Source organism: Pedobacter sp. UYP30 (genome assembly GCF_040547165.1).
Taxonomy (GTDB): Bacteria; Bacteroidota; Bacteroidia; order Sphingobacteriales; family Sphingobacteriaceae; genus Pedobacter.
This window is the reverse complement of sequence record NZ_JBEPPD010000005.1, coordinates 190,568-209,424: the sequence shown is the minus strand read 5'-3', so window position 1 is coordinate 209,424 and position 18,857 is coordinate 190,568. Positions and strand designations below refer to the sequence as shown.

Below are 18,857 nucleotides of genomic sequence, written 5' to 3'. Positions count from 1 at the left end.
GCCCGCACAAAAACTAGTTAAAACTGACGAAGGAAGTGAAGGAACTTCGCCGGCAACTTTTTAAACCTGTAGTTAACGGCTGCCTTATCCTGGATCTAATTTGTTTTCTTCGACTGTATTTTGTGCTCTTTTATCAACCGATATATTGAATAGATACCGGGAATCATTGGTAAAATTGCAGTATACATGCCTGCAAAATAGTAATGCCCTGTTGCTCTTATATAATAGTTTGGCATGTTTGTAACTGCTATACCGTTAATAGTTTGAGTTACATTTTTGAGGTTTGTAGGTTCAAGTTGCGGTTGTATTAAGGGAAAGATAAAATGAGTAAATTCCATTACACCGGGACCAATAAAAATAAACCAAGCAATGAAACCTGCTAATGGAATACGGTAATATAAGCCAAGTGCTGTAAGAATATAAATCGTCGGCCCTACAAGCGCAAAAACCATTAAAAAGCTTTTTTCACTCCAAGGGATATCAAATAATCTACTCATAGCAGGCCCAAAATGGGTCAAGTATTCTTCAACAATATGAATTTGGAGACAAGCAACAGTTATTACGAAAAGGGGGAGAATTATTTTTGGGTCGGTTGGGTTTCTAAGATAGGTAAAGTACCAAAAGAAAAAACCAATAATTGCAGCTCCCCCTACTATGATTACTGGCGGTAGTCCAATTTTTAAATAACCCATTGTTGGGGCTGCGACACAAAATAGTACAGCTACCAATAAGCTTATTTTTTGAAGATTATTTAGTGTTTTCATCTCAAAATGATTTGTTTGCACAAATCTAATTGATGCCGACGTTATTTTTTTTTACAAATGTTAAAAATTATTTTTTAGCCCTAATTCTGCTTAATGTAACTTGGGAGACACCTATGTAGTTTGCCAAATCTCCTAAATTTATCCGTTGCATTAATTGATTATTTTCTTGCACAAAATGATGATACTTTTGCGTGGCATTTTCTTCAAGCATTTCGCTAATACGCTTCATCATGTTGATTGAAGCTAGAGAAATTAATTTTCTATAAAAAATTTCAAAGCAAGGGCGGTTTTCACAAAGTTTTTCTATATCAATTTTACTAATGTAAGCGAGTTTGGTGTGTTCTAGCGCCAAAATATTATATGTAGATGGCGTTTCAGAAATAAAACTGTCGAGGACGGTAAACATTGAGTACTCAGGAAAAAACCGCATAATAAATTCCTTATCTTCCTTATAGAAAAACGTTTTGGCAAGTCCATAATTAATAAAATATAAATATTTACATACTTTACCGCTTCTTAGAATAAAATCATTTTTAGCGAATGTTTTGAATTTTAGTCTATTTGATATTTCATCTATCGTTGGATTGTCAAATTGCGAAAGTTTATTGCAGAATTTTACAAAGTCGTTCATTTTTTGAATGCTTATTATTGTGTTTAGATTACTGTTAACGGCGTTTACGGGTTTGCGCACAAATGCCATTGCTTGCAAAACCGTTGTCGCACCGCACCAAATTAACTAAATAACTGTTGAAATAATGTAAACCGCCGACAGCCATTTTCGAGCAAATTTGCTGTTGGTGGCTGGGCTTTTTTGTGTATTAAAATAATTTTTGTTGGGTTTCTATCATAGGATGAAAAGTACCTATAATCATAAAAGGATTTTTTGCAGTGAAATGTCGCAGTTTTGACGTTCCTAAAAATAAATGCAAATCTTTTGTTTTTGCAAGATCGTCAAAGTATACTTTTTTAACATATTCAGTAGCCTGTTTTTCATTTCCCTCATAATAAGAAAGACGTTTCCAATAGAGGGCTCCTATCTCCCAATCTTCAATCATCATTTTGCTTTGTTTGCCATTACAATCTTTTAAAACATAAGAAAATTTATAAGGCAATTTTCTAACAACTTCAAATAAGTCTTTTACTTCTTGAGTAAATAGACTTCTTCTTTCTTGTTTCAATTTTTCAAGTTTCCCTTTATCCCAATCTCTTTCAACTGATTCAATTATGAAATCTATAATTTCGGTTGGTTTGAACACTGCAAGAGAGGTCTTAATATCTTTATTTTTTGCTTCCAGAATTAATCCTCCAAGGTCAGTGTAAACTTTATTTTTAAACACGATTTGTTTCCGTAAAAACCAATTGCTTTTTGTGTCTAAATGGTCTAAAATTTTTATTTCAGTTTCGTAAGAAACCGGTCTATAACTTTCTTTTCTATTATCATCTGTGTTTTTAACAAGGTCAATTTCAATCCAATCATATTTTTTATATTGCTCTTCATAAGATTTTTTTCTAAATTGAATTGGGTAAATTCTAATCCAAGTTCCATCCTCAAGAAATCCAGCAGTACAAACCAATTCGTCATATTTACCTGATATTGCAGGATAAGTTTTTACGGTGATTAATACTTTGGTCTTTGCCATTTTTAAATATGTCGTACGTTATAATTGAAATTTGGTAAATTTTGGATTGACTCTGCTAAATGTTTTCTATGGCATTGGCAAATATCTGCTTCAAAGCAAGTTAAAGCGATTCTACTATGTTTTTCTAAAAGTTCTAAAATTTTCACTTGTGAAGAAGTTGTCTTTTTTAGATTGTTTTCACAATAAGTAGAAAATAGATTATCGTAATCAAGTTGTGTATTTAATTGTTGACGCTGTTCGGATTGTATTCCAACTTCTGGAAAATGTACATATTCAATTCCTAGACTACCACAATATCGTTGTAATTGACTTTTGCTAAATCCATATTTCATACTTAAAGCATTTCTACGGACGTCAACCAATATTTTAACATCATTTTTGAGTAACCGATTTAAGTACTCTTCCAATGAAATCCCTTCATAACCTATTGTAAACAAAATTACTTCGTTATTTTTAGGGCGACTATTTTTAACTCTTTTAAGTTGCTCGCTCGATAAAATTTCGCCTGCTTTTACGCTATTTATTGCCCAATATGGAAAGTTTAAATATGTATGCTTCATTAAAGCATCAGCATTCATTTTTCCATAATGGGTTTTTATTTCCAGCAATAATTTTTTGTCGGTTTCTTTTAGAGCTTTAAAGTAATCTGTTTTTTCGTTACTTGAAAAATGGGTCTTTGTTTCTGATAGCATTTCTTTATTAACCATAGTCGTTAAATCAGCGTTTGCAGAATATGAATAACAACCAAAACGATATGGAATAAAATCATATTCTGCTTTATTTTGTCGTTGGGTAAATAGAAATAACAACTTTTGCAGGCTAATTTTATCAATTTGTCCTTCAAAAAGTTGTAATAATGCTAATATAATTTTTCTTCTATAAAACATTCTTCAAAGGTAGAAAAATTACTCTTTACTATTTGATAACTTGAAGTAGATGTTACGTTCTGTTTTGATTGCCTCTGTCGTTGAGGTTCTTGTAGTAGTCTTGCTACCAACTCCCAAATATACGCAACGATTCTCCTAAAAAATTGGCCATCAAATTTATGGAATAAGATTTTGTTTGAGTCTTTCGTGTTTACTTTACATCTTAAAAATATCGCCGTTAAAACGAATAAATATTTTTTAGCGCGTATAGTTGGTTGTCTCACAACTAAGATATTAACCAGTTTTGGTATTAGAAAACGCGAAACCGTAAAAAGTAATTTTATTTAAAGCGTTAAAGAATTTGATCTTTTAATTTCCAAGCTTTAGAGAATTCATCCCGACAGCTTTTCATCAAACACAAAAATCCCTTTCTCTTTATCAAAAATATATTCATCGTAATAGGTTTTATCTCCGTCTTTGTAAGTTTCTAAAAAATCGGGCGCGCCATCTGCATTATAATCTCCGGTTTGGAAAAGGCTATCTATTGGCTCTGATGGATTATCTGTAAAAATAATTTGAAAAGGTTTATTGGTTTTTTTATCTATAACTTTAATGGCAACACAGCTGGTACTATCAGAAATTTCGAAGCGGTTGAGCGGTGTTTCTGCGCTAAGTTTTATCCAATCTTTAGAGAGCAAATCTTCTTTTAAAATCCATCCGTTAACGTTTTTTGTAGAAGTGCCGATGATTTGTTGTGCGAGTACTTTCATCCAAAGTGGCGTTTCTTCTTTTACATCCATCCAGTCGTTTGTTTTAAGCTTGGCAATTATTTTAGATTGCTTGTTTGGTGCTGCAAAAACTGTGAGGCTATTTGTGTTCACCGGCCCGCTTTTAGATTCCTTAATTATCCATTTGCCATTTACAAGGTTAGATGTTGTCTCTTTGCAGAAAATGCCATCGCCACAAGTCTGATCCCATTTAGCAATCTTTTCCAATTTACCTGCCCTAAAAGTATAAGTTTCGCCACCATGCTCCAATCTTCGTTATAATAAGTTGACGTACGATTTGCCCTTAATCTTTGCAAAGCCATTTCCCCACTTTTACTTACTGTATCTCTTAAAAAAGCGACTTTAAGAATTCCATTTCCATTAAGGGTGTCTAAAGAAAACAAAGCGTAACCCAATCCAAAAGTGCTTACTTCTTTATTTGGGGCGATATTTACGTTATAAAAATCCCCAAAATTAAAAATCTGTTTGGCGTAATATTGCGCATCGGAATAATTGTTGTCGTATCGGTCTAACCGATAAATTTTGGTGCTCGGGATTTGTGCTTTTGCAAAAAAGCTTGTTGCAGAAAGAACAGTTAAGCATAATATTTTAATCAAAACACCCGATAATATTTTCATTGGTTATTTATTGTGCAATTCATTGAATAGTAGTCGTTTAGTGTTAGATTAGTAATTTTTAATAAAGTGGAGATGCTAAATACACCTTGCTTTTAATGGGCAACTTCTCTCTATTCGGTTTTAGGTAATACCACCAATCGCCTTGTTTGGCGGGTGTTAATGAGTTTAAAGGATTCTCGTCGGTAATCAACTTATCGTATTTTGGTTGAACTCTTATTTTGCCAGTTCCATCTACTATTCCTTCCTTACCGTTCTTTAAAAAAGTGAAAAGGTTTTTGCTTTTCAGCGAATCCGTTTGAATCCATTGTAAAGATTTATTGGAAGAAAATATTGCTTTCCCTGCGGTATCTATTATAGTTCGCTCTTGGTTGTTGCTGGCAATGGACAAACCAAATATAAATGGTGCAACTTGTTTATATTTCGGGAAATTTTTCACCTTACCGTTTCTATCCACAAATTTATAAATGTCATTATCATTTTTTGGCATATTTTTTAAATAAGGTGAGTAAGCCATCTTTAAAACTCCCTTGTAAAGCACCCGAGTTAGATTGGAATAAAATCTCACCGTTTTCATCAATCAATTTAGCATGCAAATAATTTTCTGCGCCTTTTGTATTAATCACAAAGCGGTTGTTACTGGCAGCAAACATTTTAGTTTTCTTTTCACCATCATCAAGGGCTGGCGTAATAAATTTTCCGCTGAGCGTATTCAACAAAAAGGTTGTGGTATCGATTTTGTGTAAACGCAATACCACATCGCTCAGCCAATCTTTCGCATTATTACTCTCGAAACGAATAGTAAACCCTTCGCTTTCGGGTATGAGTTTTTTGCCGCTAATGTTGTATATAGCCGCTGCATTTTGCTTCTCATCGACTGTTCTTAATGCCAAGACCGTTTGCTCATAAGCGCTTCCGCGGATGTAGTCTTTGTCGTTACGAATGCGGTTATAATTTGGGTTAGGAAAAATAATTTTATCATAAGCTAAAGGAATAATCATTTTTCCTTCATCGTTAAACAAACCTTGTTTTTCGCCTTCGGTAACTAAAAAAAACCATTTGCTATTGCGATAGATTAACTTAACATCATTATATGTGGCAGGTAAAAGTATTTTGCCTTGCAGGTTTTTGATGCCCCACTTTTTATTTTCAGAATAAGCAAGAAATAGATAAAATGGTTTAGAGAATTGATTGTAAGAAGTTGCCGAATTGAGGTAGGCGTTTGTAAAACGGTTTCTATCGTTTAGGGTAAGGTTTGCCCGCTCGGGATCCAAAAGCTTTAGTGATCCTTTTTGTAACGGAATAATTGTTTTGCCAGTTACTACATCCAGCATCGTCATTTTATGATCCTTTATTAGCGTTATATAGTTGCCAATAGGTTGTGAGAAACCATACTCACCATCATAAATTGGCGGAATCACTTCCTTTCCAGATTTTGGGTTAAAATAGCCCACTTTTCCGTTTCGCTCAAAAGCAATAAGCCTTTCATCATTGAGCGAACTGTTGTACAAGTCTTTGTAAATAGGTTTACTCAGCACTTTTCCTTTATCATTAATTAAACCCCAAAGGTGTGTTTTAACATCGAAACTGTAACGCATAAGTCCCGTTTTATAGCACAGGTAATACACATATTGATATTTAGGTTTCGTTATCTTTTTACCATTGGGGTGCGATAATCCTAATTTCCCATTTTTATAAGTCATAATATTGCCGAAGGTAGGCCGCACTTTTAGCGCAAGTGGCTGCTCGCTTCTGTAGGCTATAGAATCGAATTTTGGGTGTTGAATTATTTTCCTGTTATAAATATCAAACCAGCCCCATTTTTCTCTTCTACTAAAAGCGACCATATTTGGGGCTAAAGTTTTTATTTGATCATGTCGGGGCAGGTTTACTGGTTTTCCCACACTATCAAAAAGGGTAGTTTTGCCATTTTTGTAAGCAATAAAATAATCAAAGTCAAAGCCACCCAAACCCATCATTGTCCATTCGTTTTTATGCTGTACCGCAACAGAATCATAAACAATGGGTACAATTTCGTGGCCGTTACTGTCTATTACACCTGCCATAACTTTTGTATTGGAAGTATAGCCCATATCGCCTTTTGTAGGGCCTAAATATTCGGTAAAAGTGGTGCTATCTCTAAAGGCTAGCATTTTACCTTTATCGCCTTGCGTTGAAACAGAATCGAGTAATATGTTTCCATTGGCATAAAAATATTGCCAACGTCCATGTACAAAAACCGGGGCAAAAGATTGGCTAGCCGCTTTAATCGTGTCAGCGACAAGAACTTTTTCCTGGCATTTTGCAGTTACCGGTATTGTTGCTACTGTTACGATGATTATGAGAACTTTGCTGAGTTTAAGTTGCATTTTTTGACATTAACCTTTTACTATTGGTACTTATTTTTAGAGTTGATCATTATCGATTTAACTTTAACTTCATCCTTTTTTCAAACTCGGGAACTAAATATTTTTTTAGTTTTTCGAACGGAATTAGGATAGATAATATCCCTTCTACATACGGCGCCACTTCATAAGGGATGTATGTAAACTCGATTCCCGATTGCGTAAACAAGAAGTTCTTATTGGGAGGGAGGTTGTTCTCGAAAAGAATGCTGGTAAGTGAATCGGTTGGTTTAAGGTTGTTGTCTTTTCTAAATTGACTTTCTAACAAACGTTGTAGCGTTAAAGAGTCGGCAGTTACCAGGTCTTTCAAAACCATTTTTCGTTGGTGAACTATATCAAAACAATAGTTGGCCAACCATGGATTGCCATGTGCACCACCCGAATACTCGTAACCTTCTAACTGTAGCACAACATAACCGTTTTCATTGTATTGGACAGTTATATTTTTCTCATCGTCCCAATGTGTTTGAAGATTTAAATTGGTGGAATCGTACCCGGCATTTTCCCGGTAATCGGCGATATTACTGTCTTGCATTTTTTTTAATGCATTTTCGAACGACAAACTGGTATCTACATCAAGTATTTTTTTAATCTCCGTGTTTAGCCAGTTGGCTTTGTTATCTATGGCAACAGGAAAAGCACCACTAATATCATAATTTGATGATTTTTTTGCCTTGGGGGAATAAACCGCAGTCGTATCATAAGTTATGATGTTAAATTGAGTTACGCCAACCGGATAATCTTCTTTTAGCAAAATAGGGTAGGTTTTAGTTCGATTACCGTTATACCATTTTCCGGTAATTTTCCCATTGCGGTAATAGCATTTCCAAATGGGTAATCCTGTAATCGATTCATCATCATTTAAACCTTCAGAAAATACTAATAAATTAACTTTACTGCTATCCTTACGAAACACCAAATCGATAGGTTCATTGTGTTTGGTGTACGCATAAGAGCCAGTTACGGTTTCAGCTATACTCTGTAATTGCACGGAAACTGGTTGGCCGGCAATGGTTCCAGAAAAGTGTTTGTAAAAGCTTTTTGGCAGCGCCTTGTTTTGGGCTGCGGCGGTAAAGCCGAAAGCAAGCATTATTGCAAGTAGCGTAAGGTTTGTTTTCATTTGTAAATTGTTTAGTTTTCTGTGCTTCAACTTGGTGTTGTTTTAATAAAAATTTGCGCTTTATTATTTTTTATGCTAAAATGGAAGGTGTTAAAATTCGTCTTTTTCATTTTCTAAGGCATTTTAAATTCTTCCCCTTCGGTGTTTACATAAAAATAATCTTCTCCTTGTTGTGCCATCAATAAATCTGACGATTGCTCCCACAAATAGCGATATTTAAATGGAACTAAAACTTTCCCCGATTTATCTAAAACCCCGTATTTGTTATCTTTGCAGCAGGATAAATAACTATATGTAAAATCCATTTTGGTATAGCTGCTGTCCGTTAGTGGTTTCCCCGCGGTGCTTAGCAACTGATGATAGTAGTCATTATCCTTTCTTTTAGCTACAATTATAAAATCAGAATAGGGCGCTGTAGCATCATAAATTGGAGGAACTATTACGCCTGTTTTAATGTTGTATAACCCGCGGTATATACGCTTGGCGTCCTCGGTAAATACCCAACCCTGTTTAAAATCTTCTTTGTTGACAGACAGATAGCCATAATCAAAGGGAACCAAGATTTTGCCCACACTATCTAACAGCCCCCATTTTCCGTCTTTTTCTGCAGTATAATAGGTTTTGGCGGTGCTATCAATTTCTTTGGTATTAAACAAAGATTTGTAGATAACCGGAATCACCTCTTTTCCTGTGGTATCGATTACGCCTTCTTTTCCGTTTTCTACTACATTTGCTAAACCATTTTCATTGAAATAAGTACCTAATTGGTATTTAAAATTGATGATTGTTTTCCCCTTATCGTCAATTACTCCGTATTTATCACCTTTTTCTGCCCTAAACCGATGGTTTTTCATATGCTCGAGCGAGTTGAATTCGAAAGGAATAATTTGTTTTCCGTATTTATTTATGATGCCGTATTTATAATTTTCAAGACTTTCGGCAATGACCAATGCGGATGTAGCTGCCGTTAAATTTGAGTACTTTGCAGAAACAAGCTCTTTTCCATTTTTATCTTTTAACCCATGTTTTCCTCCGTTAGCAAAAATGGTATAATCAAATTGCGGTGTTTTTTCTGGGGCGGCGATGGTTTTTCCATCTATTAAACTAAAATAATGGGGAATAGCTTGTGTTTGGTACGTGCCAATGCTATCATTAAGTACATCTGCTTGGTATTCTGAAGAAAATTGTGCCAACGTTTTTCCTTCAGTATTTAGCAGGTAAATCCAAATCTCAAAACCATCTCTTTTTTGACTTTCTAAGGCTTTTAAAATTTGCAAAACGGTAATATTTTCTTTTAGTCCACTTACTAAAATCCGCTTTATTTCGGGTAGGTATGTGACCTCTAAAAATTCTGGTGGCACCAATATTTTACCTTCCCAAGTGCAAAGTCCATTGTGTAAATCGTCTTCTTTCTGGATGTAGAGCAGATGGTTCTCTTGATCTGCGTACGTAATGGTGCATCCACTTGGTGCATTATACTTTTTGCCTTCAAGCACTATTGTTTTTTTATCTATGATGAAGTAGTCTTTATCGTAGAAAAAAAAATCATGATATTTTCCAGGAGTTAACAGCCATTTGCCTTCTGGCCAAGAAATGATGCCCATCTTATCATCGGCGGTGTTCACTTCTGTCAACGTGGGAATTACGTCTTGATTTGAAAATCTTTTAATTTGTGATACATGGGTGAACTGAGGTGCGAAAATTTCTTTTCCGGTGGTGTCAATCCAGCCTACAAGTCCATCCTCATAATATTTTGCGTCTGGTTTAACGTTCGATACTTCTGCTATGCCATTGATAAACAAACTAACCTGATCGTATTTTGGTTCAATTGCAACTTCCCCCGTCTTAGCGTTTATATAGCCCCATTTGTGCTGGGTGTTTTGGACAGGAATAAGCACCTCTTTCATGTTTGTGTTTTCTTTTTGTGCGTTGGCAATAAGGGGAGTAATAAAACTTGATATTAGCACCACCGGTAAAAATGCCTTAATACGTTTATGTAAATTATTTGTACTCATGTTTTAAGTGTTGATTGACAACGGTAAAGCTATGTTGGTCGATTTTCTCAATTGGCTCGATTAAATTAAAGTACATCTTCTTTTTCGTAATCTGTGGGAACGCTAAATAAGGTGTTTGCTACGGTTAGTTTCTCAACTATTTTGGCCTCTATGCCTACCATTAATTTTTGTTGCTTGCTAAAAATAGACAGCGCACAACCTGGTAATTTTTGGAGGTAGGTATATTTCCCCCAATACATTGGCGGTAGTTGTGGGCTGTACCAAACGGTTATTTCTTGAGCTGGATAATCATCCATGCTAAAAACAGCTTTTTTACAAAAGTAGCCCGCCACCGTAGCAGTATCTTCTGATTGTTTTAGTTTGAAGTCATCAGAACTGATAACAATCATAGAATCTCCAGCCATTTGAACATCAACATAAGGGCGATTTATTGCGCTTCTGTAGGCCACTTTTTGGGCAGTATCTAAACGGTAATAGCTTGTATCTGGTTGTTGATAAACGATTACCGAAGAAGATAATCCCTTTTCTTCTACGCGGTACTTGCCTTTGGAAAGGTAACAGCGTAATATCGGGCCTTCATCATCTCCCATTGTTAATGCTTTTGCAAGTTCTAACTCAGAAAGCTGACCGTTATCTTGCTTAGCTTTATTTAGAGGGTCGATGCTTTTAAAAACTAATCCATAATCAATTTTCCATACTTCGCTAACTGAGGCAGTTTTTTCTTGTGCGTTAATCTTCGACGCGAATAGCATGCAAAAGCTTAGCACCAACAGAACGTATTGTTGCTTAAATTTAATTTCTAATTTCATGTGGATGATTTAATTGGTTGGTATTATCGCTTGGTACAATAGCCAACAAAATGTTTGGGTCAAGAAACGAAGTAACCACTTCTTTGTTTTCTAAATTTTTAAAGCTTATTGGACGGCCAGATACGTACATCCCCAACATTTTCTCATTGCTTACGTTAAAAGACATTTCTTGTTCGCCATCATTAATTAGGACTTTCCAAAAAGAGCGCGTATAAATTGCCTTTCCTGTATTTACCTGCTCTTGTTGTTGAGAGGCAGAAGCGAGTATTCCGGTAAATACCGTTTTTTCTTTTTGAGACAGCTCAGATTTTATTTCTTGGTGTTTCTCCAGTTTAAAGAGATACACAATTCCCAAAACAGCGTACAGTATCAATGGCGTTATTAAAGACATTCCTCCTTCGAAAAAGGCAGAAACAATGACTATAATTATTGCAATAAAAGGAAATATTTTTCTGAACAAAGCATATTTGACACAGGCAATCGCTGTACCTACAAATGAACCGATACCTGTAAGAAAAACGATGCATAAACCCCAAAATACATTGATGCTTTTATTCAAGGCAATTGGATCTATCAACATCGAAACACTTAAAGAAAATGCCGCAACAGATACCACGTCGATGCCAATTTGCATGCCCATACTTTTGCCAGCTTTATCTGCTTGGAGATAGTTCTTGATTTCTTGCTGAGAAAGGGGCTTTTTTTGTAGCATTAAAAAAATAATATTTTTTGATGAAATAATAAACTCACTGGTTATTCGGTTCATTTAATAAAAAAGCTTTAACACGTTCTACATCATAAAATATTTTATTCTCAAACTCATTCATCATCGGAGGAGTACTTACCAAATCGGGAATTGCGTTCGCCTTTTGATTGGGTAAATAATGCATATTTTCGTGTCGAATTCCCTTTTTCCTTCCTGCATATAAACTGCCGTTTTCATCAACATACATTGGATAGTTTACCATCATGCCAAGCGTATTTGTTTTATCGGGCACAATCAATAATTCATTATACTTTTCTGTTAGCGGATTATCAAAAGTATAAGCTAAAACCACTTCATCTCCACGTTTTGATTTTGTGGAAATCCATAAGGAATCTGCTTTTTTAGTGTTGCAAATAAAAGTGGTATCATTTATTTTTTCGCTATTCCGAAAGGTTAGAAAATCGCCTGCATCTGCATAGTTTTTTCCCATTTTGTATTTGATGGTAGAACTTTTAAAGCCCTTAAAAATTAATTTCAATTTATTCTTGGCTATACTTTTATCTTCGGTTCCAGATAATTTTATCTCATCCAAATTGGGCGCACTAGTTAGGTAAGCGGTATCATTAATAACCTTAAAACTTCCCTCTTCGTAATTTTGATCGATTATTTTTACAGAAACTATAAAATGATGGTTGGTTCCGAAAAATAGTTTCACATCCATCAAATTGTTTTTTAGACCAAAACTTCCTTCGTATTTATTTGCTCTTTTTTTAGCAGTTGGTTGAGCAGATACTTCCAGCTTTAAAGGGTTTTTAATCAGGGCTATTTTTCCATCGGAAGTTGTCACGACCGCAAATCCTTCAGAGAAACTTGTGGCCTCCTCAAACTGTGGTTTTATGATAAGTTCCCCCATTTTATCCATATATCCCCAAAGGGCATCAATTTTTACAGCTAGAAGCCCCTCGTGAAATGCCAGTTTAGAATCATAAACACAACCCCTAGCGGGCGCAAGAGGTATTTTTGCTATTACTTCTCCAGTTTTGTTTAGGGTTAAAAGATAACCGTCTTTATTAGTATCGGTAAGGCCATCTATTTGTACGCAAGAAATTCCATCAGAAAATATATATGGTTTGTTGTAAAACTTAGCATCGAAAACTATTGTTCCCTGCTTATTGATCACACCAAAATTTTCATCCTTGTAAAAAATTGCCATTCCATCGTGAAAATCTTCTAACTGATCTGCATCTAAAGAAAAAAGTACTTTTCCAGTCGTATCAACTACACTCCAAATGTAATCTTCAGGGCCATCAGGCAGTTTGTTGTATAATTTCGAAAGCTCATCGTTGCCCTTCATGTCTGGATATTTTTTAACTTGGGTAGATACAACTGCCATGCCATCAGAAAAATCACGAGCAAATAATAGCTTACGTGGGATAACAATTTTTCCGTTTAAATCTGTAAATCCGAACTTATCATTGTTTCGCGTCAGCATTCTATTGTCTCGAAAGGCAGGCGGTTCAGTGTCTTCCCATCTACTCGTTTTTGCAGCCAGGTCAGTTACCTCAGTTTCGGTAATTAACAGAGAATCGGTGATTATTTTTTTGCCATTTTGGTTGATGATTTGCCAAACGCCATCCTTATTTACGGCACTTCGGTTGCAAGAAAAATCTTCTACCTCATCATAAACACATGGGATAACCAATTGTCCTTTCTTATCTACAAACCCAAATTTAGTGTCTCCATTAACGGTTTTTCTCACCCATGCTCTACCGCAGTTAAAATTGCCAGCGTCTTCAACTGTGTCTCGAAAAACTAATTTCCCTACAGGATTAATGAAACCAGTATTCTTAAAATTGATTTCGACCCTGGCCAATCCATCAGAAAAATTACTAATGCTACTATAAGCGCTACCTGGTGCAATTAAATAAGTTACTTGTTGTGCAAAAAGCGTTAGCGGGGTAATTAAAACGAATAGAATTATTGAGCAACGTTTAAAATTGATGTTTGGCTTTTTCATTTTAGAACTGTTTGTTAGGTCTTAATAAGAGTTTACCGCTGATAAAACATTAACGCATAAATTGTCATACAACTGATAAGACAATTCTTCGTATAATTCTTGGTCTGCTTCTTTTTCAAAATTCAAATCATTCCAAGACCCCATTCCGCCAAATACCCAAGCTTTATCAGCTGCAAATAGTAGCTGCTTTGCGATTAAGGAATAATTCTCTGACGGAATCATTTCCATATTAAAACCACTTTTTGCAGGTTCTGTGCTATTTAACATGGCATAAGCATCTTCAAATATGTTGTGCCAGCTGTCTAGTTTTTGTTCTTTTGCAAAAGTTTTTATAGCAGAAAATCGCTCTAGACTTACCTTTTTAATTACATCTAAGTTGCATGGCAATTCTGTTGGCGCTGTCTCGCTGTGTAACAAGCCATAAGTTACCGACCAAATGTTTCGCTGTGGGTCGTCTTTTTGGGTAACTTCCCAACGGCTCGCCCAACTATCGTAACGGTTTTCGTATTGCGCTTCTATTCTCCAGAAGCCGCCACCGCCAACCATTCCAGCAGTTTTATAATCTGGTGGCGAGCCTTCCCGATTAGAATATTGAAAATATAACCTCAATTTTTTGCAGCCGCGTTGTTTAAGGTGTAGAAACCATTGCTTTGGATCTGTCGCTACTAACTTTCCATCAGCAACCGCTTTCGGGCTGTTTTTTCTAAAATCTTTAAAAATTACTGAATCGCAGAACCTAAAAGCAATATGCTCTGGATAGAACGAGTCTGGTAACCTATCATTCGCTAGGTAGTCGTTCGCATAAGTTACCAAGCTTATAAATTGTAATACGATGCCTGTCATAGTTGTTTTATTTTTGTTAATATGTTGAAATGCTTACTAATGCATCACGGAATATATAAATCGAAATAGAAAATATAAGGAAAGAAAAAAACATAAGCGGCCAAGCCAAATAGTTTTTACGATTAAGACAAACCGTAATAAATGAAAAGAGGAAAGTGAGAAATAGAGGCCACAAAATTTGCCCTACACCATTTAAATTTGAGTAGAGAGTCGTATTAAAAAAATCAAAAATGTCTTTTAAAAAAATTAATAAGGAAAATACCGCTAATACACTAAAGATAATGGATGTTTTTTTTCTTGTTATTTTCATTTTTACAATTAATTATTTTCCAGTCTTCCAATTTCACAATGCTTACTGGATAAATGTGAATTTGTGCTCGAAGAATTTTCCGACTATCGGGATAGGCCGCTCTGCCTCATTGGCAGCGTTAATCATGCCCATAACTGCTAAGATGAAAAAAGGTAATGAGAGCCAGCTCAAAAGCAATAAATCTATCGGCATTATAAAATTGATAAATAGAAGTAATATATTAAATCCACTCATCGCCAGGAAAATACCCAATGATTGCTCTAGATGATACCTAAGCAAATGAGTTTTTTTACTTTTTTTAAAACTTACATAGGAGAATAGCCAACCAATAATGGTGAAGTATGAAATGATTGCTAGCGGTTTTTTCGTCATGATTTTGCTGTTAAAAATTTGTGGCGCTTTGTTTTAGCGGACTTAATGGAACGTTGGCCATTCTTGTTTCCATTTTACGTTGCCCTATACAGGTAAAAAAAGGCAGCGCCAAAACAGAAGCTAAGGCAGTTAATATATACCCGATAGCGCCAAAAACACCCAGCACTTTATATACGTTGTTGTTCACTTTGCCTTCGGCATGAAAAAAGGCGACAATCAAAAAAATTACCACCATCATAAAGCATGCAAATAAGGTAATTTGTAGCCATTTTTCGTCTCGCGATGCAATTACACAGAGTTCGAAAATGATATACCCGACTAAAGCTAAAATGCCCAACGCCCAATTTGGGTCATCATATAACCTATGCTTTTGCAAGAGATGTAAAAAGGTTGTTTCTTGGTGTTCTGGTAAAAAACCTAAAAGCATAGTCCCATTCTTTTTCAATTGGTTAAAAACAAGAGTTCCATTCACAGATAAGCCAAAACCATCTGCCAGAGATTGGTTTTCCTCGGCTTTTCTACCCTTTTGCCAAAAAATGCCAACTGTTATGCCTGGCTGCTCCACATCTCTTTTAAATTCAAGCAATCTTTCTTGATTGAACTCGCCTATTCTAAATTGTGCTCTCATTTTCTATGTTCATGTTTTGTACGTTCATGGAATTAAATTTGAGACTCAGGCTCCATTAAATTCTTTTGTCTTTTGTACACCACAAAGATGCAGCCTGCCACAGGCTAACTCCAAAATTTTAACAACTACATATCATCTACAAACTAAAAACGGGCGTCTACAAAGCATCTACAATAATTGTAGGTGTTTGATTGTCATTTGCTTATAAATATGTATTTTTGGTCTTTATGGGTGCGCCCGTTGCCTATTGTTAATGAACTATTGGAAAATCTATTTTGTCTATTTCATCCTAACTGGGTGCTTTTTTAATGCGAACGCCCAAAAGTTGGTGATTGATTCTTTGCAAAACGAACTAATCTACGGGAGTACAGACAATCACCTCAAAGCCATGACAATGGTTAGGTTGGCAGATGCATATTCGTATAACAATCCATCATTAGGATTACAAAAGAATACAGAAGCCCTAAGCTTTGCCAAAAAAAATAGAGATGATGCTGCGGGTTCTTTCGCGTTTTCGTCTAGGGCAATAATGGAGTTTATTGATAACCAGCCAACATTGGCTCAAAAAGCTGTAGATAGTGCTTTTTTTTATGCGAAGAAGGCGCCCGATTTTTACAAAGGTGTTGCGTGGTATAAGCAAGGTTTTTTGCAGAATATGCAAAACTACCCCGATAAAGCTTTGACAAGCTGGCAAACTGCATTAAATTATTTAAAGCAACCAAGTGGAGCGCTTTACAAGTCGAGTATTCACTATTTAATTTACGGAATTTATGCAGAAAGAAACGATGCAAAAAAAGCTAGCGAAAATGCTCATCTTAGCCTAAAGGCTGCAGTGCAAAGCAAAGATGCGGGTATGATGACCGCCGCATGGCAAATTAACGGAACAGACTACCTTCAATCATTTCAGACGAGCAAAGATTCTGTTTTTTTAGATTCGGCGCTTTTCGCGTTTCAGAAATCGGTAAAAATTTTTAAAAACAGAAAGGGTTGGATTAAGAATCAGAGCGTGGTGGCTTTGTCTGCATTGAACATCGCAGACATTTATTTAGATTATTATCCGCCTTGGTATAAAGATTCTATTTTAAATCAGGTAAACCTTGCCTTAGAGGTTTCATTAAAAAGTGGCAATAAGGCAATGCAAGCAAATTCTTACCAGATTATAAGTAAGTTAAACATTCGAAATGGGGCGTTAGACAAGGCAGAAGATGCTTTACAAAAGGAAATGCAAGTGGTTGAGGCAATTGATCCACCAAACTATTACCTCTTGGTAGATCTTTATCAATCGCTTTCAGAACTTATGGAAAAAAAGGGCGATAATGTTTCGGCATTAAAATACTACAAACGCTATCTCGAGTTTTATCAGAAAGAGTTTGATGCTAAGCAGTTTGCCACTATCCAACAGTTGGATGCCCGTTACCAAAGTGAAAAGAAGAACAAAGAGCTCTCGTTGCTACAACAGAAAAATTCTTTTCAAAAAAAGCAAACCTATTTATACACAGGAATTTCTGCTGCTGCGGTATTAAGTTTGATATTTTTGTTTACGGCTTATAATTTTCGATTGAAATACTCACTTCAGAGAGAAAAATTGCTCAAGCAAGAAAAAGACGATGCGAATCTGTTGGCGCAACTAAAACAGAAAGAGGCTGATAGACTTACATTAGAAAAACAAGAGGCTGAGCTACAATCTAGGTTAAAAACAGAAGAAGCTGCGCGATTGCAGGCAGAGCAAAAGCTAATGACCAGCCAGAAAGAACAATTGCAGAAAGAATTGATGGCAGGAGTTCTACAAATAGAGCATAAAAACCAGCTTTTAGGAAACTTAAAGGAAAAGCTTAACGCTAGCTTAGGAAATGGGTCGGCGGCAGGTCTGTTAGAAAAAATTATTAATGAAGAAATGCGGGTTGACGAGGATTTCGAAAATATCAAATCTGAATTTAAGGAGGTAAATCCAGAGTTTTTTGGTCTATTACAGCGCAAGGCAGTAGAGAAGCTGAGTCAGCTGGATTTAAAATATTGCGCCTACATCTATATGAAACTTTCCACCAAACAAATTGCTTTATTGCTGCATGTAGAACCAAAAAGCGTGCGGATGGCGCGCTACAGAATTAAACAAAAATTGGGTTTAACGAAAGGAGAGGAGCTGGACGATTTTATTCAACAGGAGCGTATAAGCTAAATTATATAAAGAATCAATTGGTTTTAAAACCTATCTAAGTCTAGAATCTGCTGCTTGTATTGTGCTGGCAAAATACTATTTCTTATTACATTGTTTATTTTCATTTTCTTACTCCATTTATATACCTTAATGATTGGCGAAAGCCATAAGATTTTTTTAAAACCTAATAGCCAAATAACTTCTTTTGGTAGAATCATCAATTGAGCTTGTTTTAAGAATAAAAACCTAATTAAGCCTAAACGAATGCGGTATTGTTTGTAGAGGTGCTTGGAATACTTGCTTTTTATCAAATCTTTTTTTGAGTGCTTTTCTCTATCAACAAGCCAATTCACATAATCAATGGGTAGATCTTTAATCCCCATTTCTAAACCTACGCGTTTAAATACTTCAAAAATTGCTACTTTCTCTTTTTCAGAAAGGCCGTATTCTATTATTTCAAACGCCCTGATAGAATAATCAATCAGCATATATAAAACATCTCTATAAGCCCAATCGGGGATTTCTGCCGCTCTTGCTTTTTCTACACCTTTATGTATCTCTGTAATTTGATGTATAGCTTTTATTGCGACAGAGTTTTCCGAAAAAATTATTTTTCTAGCGTAAGCAACTGTAGAAAATAGTCTGCCCAAAGGGTCTTTTGGCAGTTTACCAGTAAAGTAAAGCCAATCTACAGCTTTGTTAAGTGCAAATTCTGCCGAGGCGCCAGCAAAAATAAATAGAATCGTATCTCCATTGCCCCAAACTTTTCTGATTATATGATTTTTTTCTACAAAACCGCTCATTT

The 18,857-nt window shown here is 35.5% G+C and carries 18 protein-coding genes; 1 reads left to right on the top strand and 17 read right to left on the bottom strand.

The annotated features are described in order from the left end of the window. Positions 1-95: 95 nt before the first annotated feature. The 16 genes from ABIB40_RS08330 to ABIB40_RS08255 all read right to left on the bottom strand — a co-directional run bounded on the left by ABIB40_RS08330 (position 96) and on the right by ABIB40_RS08255 (position 15,897). On the bottom strand, positions 96-764 hold the full coding sequence (locus tag ABIB40_RS08330) for a hypothetical protein (protein ID WP_354357924.1): 669 nt from the start codon (positions 762-764) through the stop codon (positions 96-98). Positions 765-831: 67 nt separating this feature from the next. Next, positions 832-1,395, bottom strand: coding sequence for a Crp/Fnr family transcriptional regulator (locus tag ABIB40_RS08325; protein WP_354357922.1), 564 nt, complete (start codon positions 1,393-1,395; stop codon positions 832-834). Positions 1,396-1,582: 187 nt separating this feature from the next. Further along, complete coding sequence (locus tag ABIB40_RS08320) at positions 1,583-2,404, bottom strand: DUF8758 domain-containing protein (protein WP_354357920.1); 822 nt, start codon at positions 2,402-2,404, stop codon at positions 1,583-1,585. 2 nt (positions 2,405-2,406) lie between these two features. Then, a complete protein-coding gene (locus ABIB40_RS08315; RefSeq protein WP_354357918.1) occupies positions 2,407-3,291 on the bottom strand; it encodes a DUF488 domain-containing protein in 885 nt (294 codons plus the stop codon). 371 nt (positions 3,292-3,662) lie between these two features. Continuing rightward, entirely contained in the window at positions 3,663-4,151 is a 489-nt protein-coding gene (locus tag ABIB40_RS08310) for an SH3 domain-containing protein (protein ID WP_354357916.1), read from the bottom strand. Positions 4,152-4,189: 38 nt separating this feature from the next. Then, positions 4,190-4,675: a hypothetical protein gene (locus ABIB40_RS08305; RefSeq protein WP_354357914.1), complete on the bottom strand. Its 486-nt coding sequence runs from the start codon at positions 4,673-4,675 to the stop codon at positions 4,190-4,192. 58 nt (positions 4,676-4,733) lie between these two features. After that, positions 4,734-5,162: a hypothetical protein gene (locus ABIB40_RS08300; RefSeq protein WP_354357912.1), complete on the bottom strand. Its 429-nt coding sequence runs from the start codon at positions 5,160-5,162 to the stop codon at positions 4,734-4,736. After that, positions 5,149-7,041: a WG repeat-containing protein gene (locus ABIB40_RS08295; RefSeq protein WP_354357910.1), complete on the bottom strand. Its 1,893-nt coding sequence runs from the start codon at positions 7,039-7,041 to the stop codon at positions 5,149-5,151. Before ABIB40_RS08295 ends, ABIB40_RS08300 begins: the two co-directional genes overlap by 14 nt. Before the next feature lie 49 nt (positions 7,042-7,090). Beyond that, positions 7,091-8,197, bottom strand: coding sequence for a DUF3298 and DUF4163 domain-containing protein (locus tag ABIB40_RS08290; RefSeq protein ID WP_354357908.1), 1,107 nt, complete (start codon positions 8,195-8,197; stop codon positions 7,091-7,093). Between the two features lie 113 nt (positions 8,198-8,310). Beyond that, entirely contained in the window at positions 8,311-10,212 is a 1,902-nt protein-coding gene (locus tag ABIB40_RS08285; protein ID WP_354357906.1) for a WG repeat-containing protein, read from the bottom strand. 65 nt (positions 10,213-10,277) lie between these two features. Then, on the bottom strand, positions 10,278-11,021 hold the full coding sequence (locus ABIB40_RS08280; RefSeq protein WP_354357904.1) for a hypothetical protein: 744 nt from the start codon (positions 11,019-11,021) through the stop codon (positions 10,278-10,280). Continuing rightward, on the bottom strand, positions 11,005-11,733 hold the full coding sequence (locus ABIB40_RS08275) for a hypothetical protein (protein ID WP_354357902.1): 729 nt from the start codon (positions 11,731-11,733) through the stop codon (positions 11,005-11,007). The genes ABIB40_RS08280 and ABIB40_RS08275 overlap by 17 nt, the downstream gene beginning before the upstream one ends. A 34-nt stretch (positions 11,734-11,767) precedes the next feature. Next, entirely contained in the window at positions 11,768-13,744 is a 1,977-nt protein-coding gene (locus tag ABIB40_RS08270; RefSeq protein ID WP_354357900.1) for a WG repeat-containing protein, read from the bottom strand. Between the two features lie 21 nt (positions 13,745-13,765). After that, entirely contained in the window at positions 13,766-14,587 is an 822-nt protein-coding gene (locus tag ABIB40_RS08265; RefSeq protein WP_354357898.1) for a hypothetical protein, read from the bottom strand. A 352-nt stretch (positions 14,588-14,939) separates the two neighbouring features. After that, positions 14,940-15,269, bottom strand: a complete 330-nt coding sequence (locus ABIB40_RS08260; protein WP_354357896.1) for a DUF4870 domain-containing protein — start codon at positions 15,267-15,269, stop codon at positions 14,940-14,942. A 10-nt stretch (positions 15,270-15,279) separates the two neighbouring features. Then, positions 15,280-15,897 (bottom strand): hypothetical protein, encoded by a 618-nt coding sequence (locus tag ABIB40_RS08255; protein ID WP_354357894.1) that lies wholly within the window; start codon positions 15,895-15,897, stop codon positions 15,280-15,282. Positions 15,898-16,225: 328 nt separating this feature from the next. Here ABIB40_RS08255 and ABIB40_RS08250 point away from each other — a divergent pair, with 328 nt between their 5' ends. After that, complete coding sequence (locus ABIB40_RS08250; RefSeq protein WP_354357892.1) at positions 16,226-18,073, top strand: hypothetical protein; 1,848 nt, start codon at positions 16,226-16,228, stop codon at positions 18,071-18,073. 23 nt (positions 18,074-18,096) lie between these two features. On the opposite strand, the gene ABIB40_RS08245 is transcribed toward ABIB40_RS08250, so the two are convergent. Beyond that, positions 18,097-18,855, bottom strand: coding sequence for an oxygenase MpaB family protein (locus tag ABIB40_RS08245; protein WP_354357890.1), 759 nt, complete (start codon positions 18,853-18,855; stop codon positions 18,097-18,099). Positions 18,856-18,857 lie beyond the last annotated feature (2 nt).

Excerpts from the sequence above, each read along its gene's own strand:
- ABIB40_RS08330 (WP_354357924.1), bottom strand. The coding sequence starts at position 764 with ATGAAAACACTAAATAATCTTCAAAAAATAAGCTTATTGGTAGCTGTA.
- ABIB40_RS08325 (WP_354357922.1), bottom strand. The coding sequence starts at position 1,395 with ATGAACGACTTTGTAAAATTCTGCAATAAACTTTCGCAATTTGACAAT.
- ABIB40_RS08320 (WP_354357920.1), bottom strand. The coding sequence starts at position 2,404 with ATGGCAAAGACCAAAGTATTAATCACCGTAAAAACTTATCCTGCAATA.
- ABIB40_RS08315 (WP_354357918.1), bottom strand. The coding sequence starts at position 3,291 with ATGTTTTATAGAAGAAAAATTATATTAGCATTATTACAACTTTTTGAA.
- ABIB40_RS08305 (WP_354357914.1), bottom strand. The coding sequence starts at position 4,675 with ATGAAAATATTATCGGGTGTTTTGATTAAAATATTATGCTTAACTGTT.
- ABIB40_RS08300 (WP_354357912.1), bottom strand. The coding sequence starts at position 5,162 with ATGCCAAAAAATGATAATGACATTTATAAATTTGTGGATAGAAACGGT.
- ABIB40_RS08295 (WP_354357910.1), bottom strand. The coding sequence starts at position 7,041 with ATGCAACTTAAACTCAGCAAAGTTCTCATAATCATCGTAACAGTAGCA.
- ABIB40_RS08290 (WP_354357908.1), bottom strand. The coding sequence starts at position 8,197 with ATGAAAACAAACCTTACGCTACTTGCAATAATGCTTGCTTTCGGCTTT.
- ABIB40_RS08285 (WP_354357906.1), bottom strand. The coding sequence starts at position 10,212 with ATGAGTACAAATAATTTACATAAACGTATTAAGGCATTTTTACCGGTG.
- ABIB40_RS08280 (WP_354357904.1), bottom strand. The coding sequence starts at position 11,021 with ATGAAATTAGAAATTAAATTTAAGCAACAATACGTTCTGTTGGTGCTA.
- ABIB40_RS08275 (WP_354357902.1), bottom strand. The coding sequence starts at position 11,733 with ATGCTACAAAAAAAGCCCCTTTCTCAGCAAGAAATCAAGAACTATCTC.
- ABIB40_RS08270 (WP_354357900.1), bottom strand. The coding sequence starts at position 13,744 with ATGAAAAAGCCAAACATCAATTTTAAACGTTGCTCAATAATTCTATTC.
- ABIB40_RS08265 (WP_354357898.1), bottom strand. The coding sequence starts at position 14,587 with ATGACAGGCATCGTATTACAATTTATAAGCTTGGTAACTTATGCGAAC.
- ABIB40_RS08260 (WP_354357896.1), bottom strand. The coding sequence starts at position 15,269 with ATGACGAAAAAACCGCTAGCAATCATTTCATACTTCACCATTATTGGT.
- ABIB40_RS08255 (WP_354357894.1), bottom strand. The coding sequence starts at position 15,897 with ATGAGAGCACAATTTAGAATAGGCGAGTTCAATCAAGAAAGATTGCTT.
- ABIB40_RS08245 (WP_354357890.1), bottom strand. The coding sequence starts at position 18,855 with ATGAGCGGTTTTGTAGAAAAAAATCATATAATCAGAAAAGTTTGGGGC.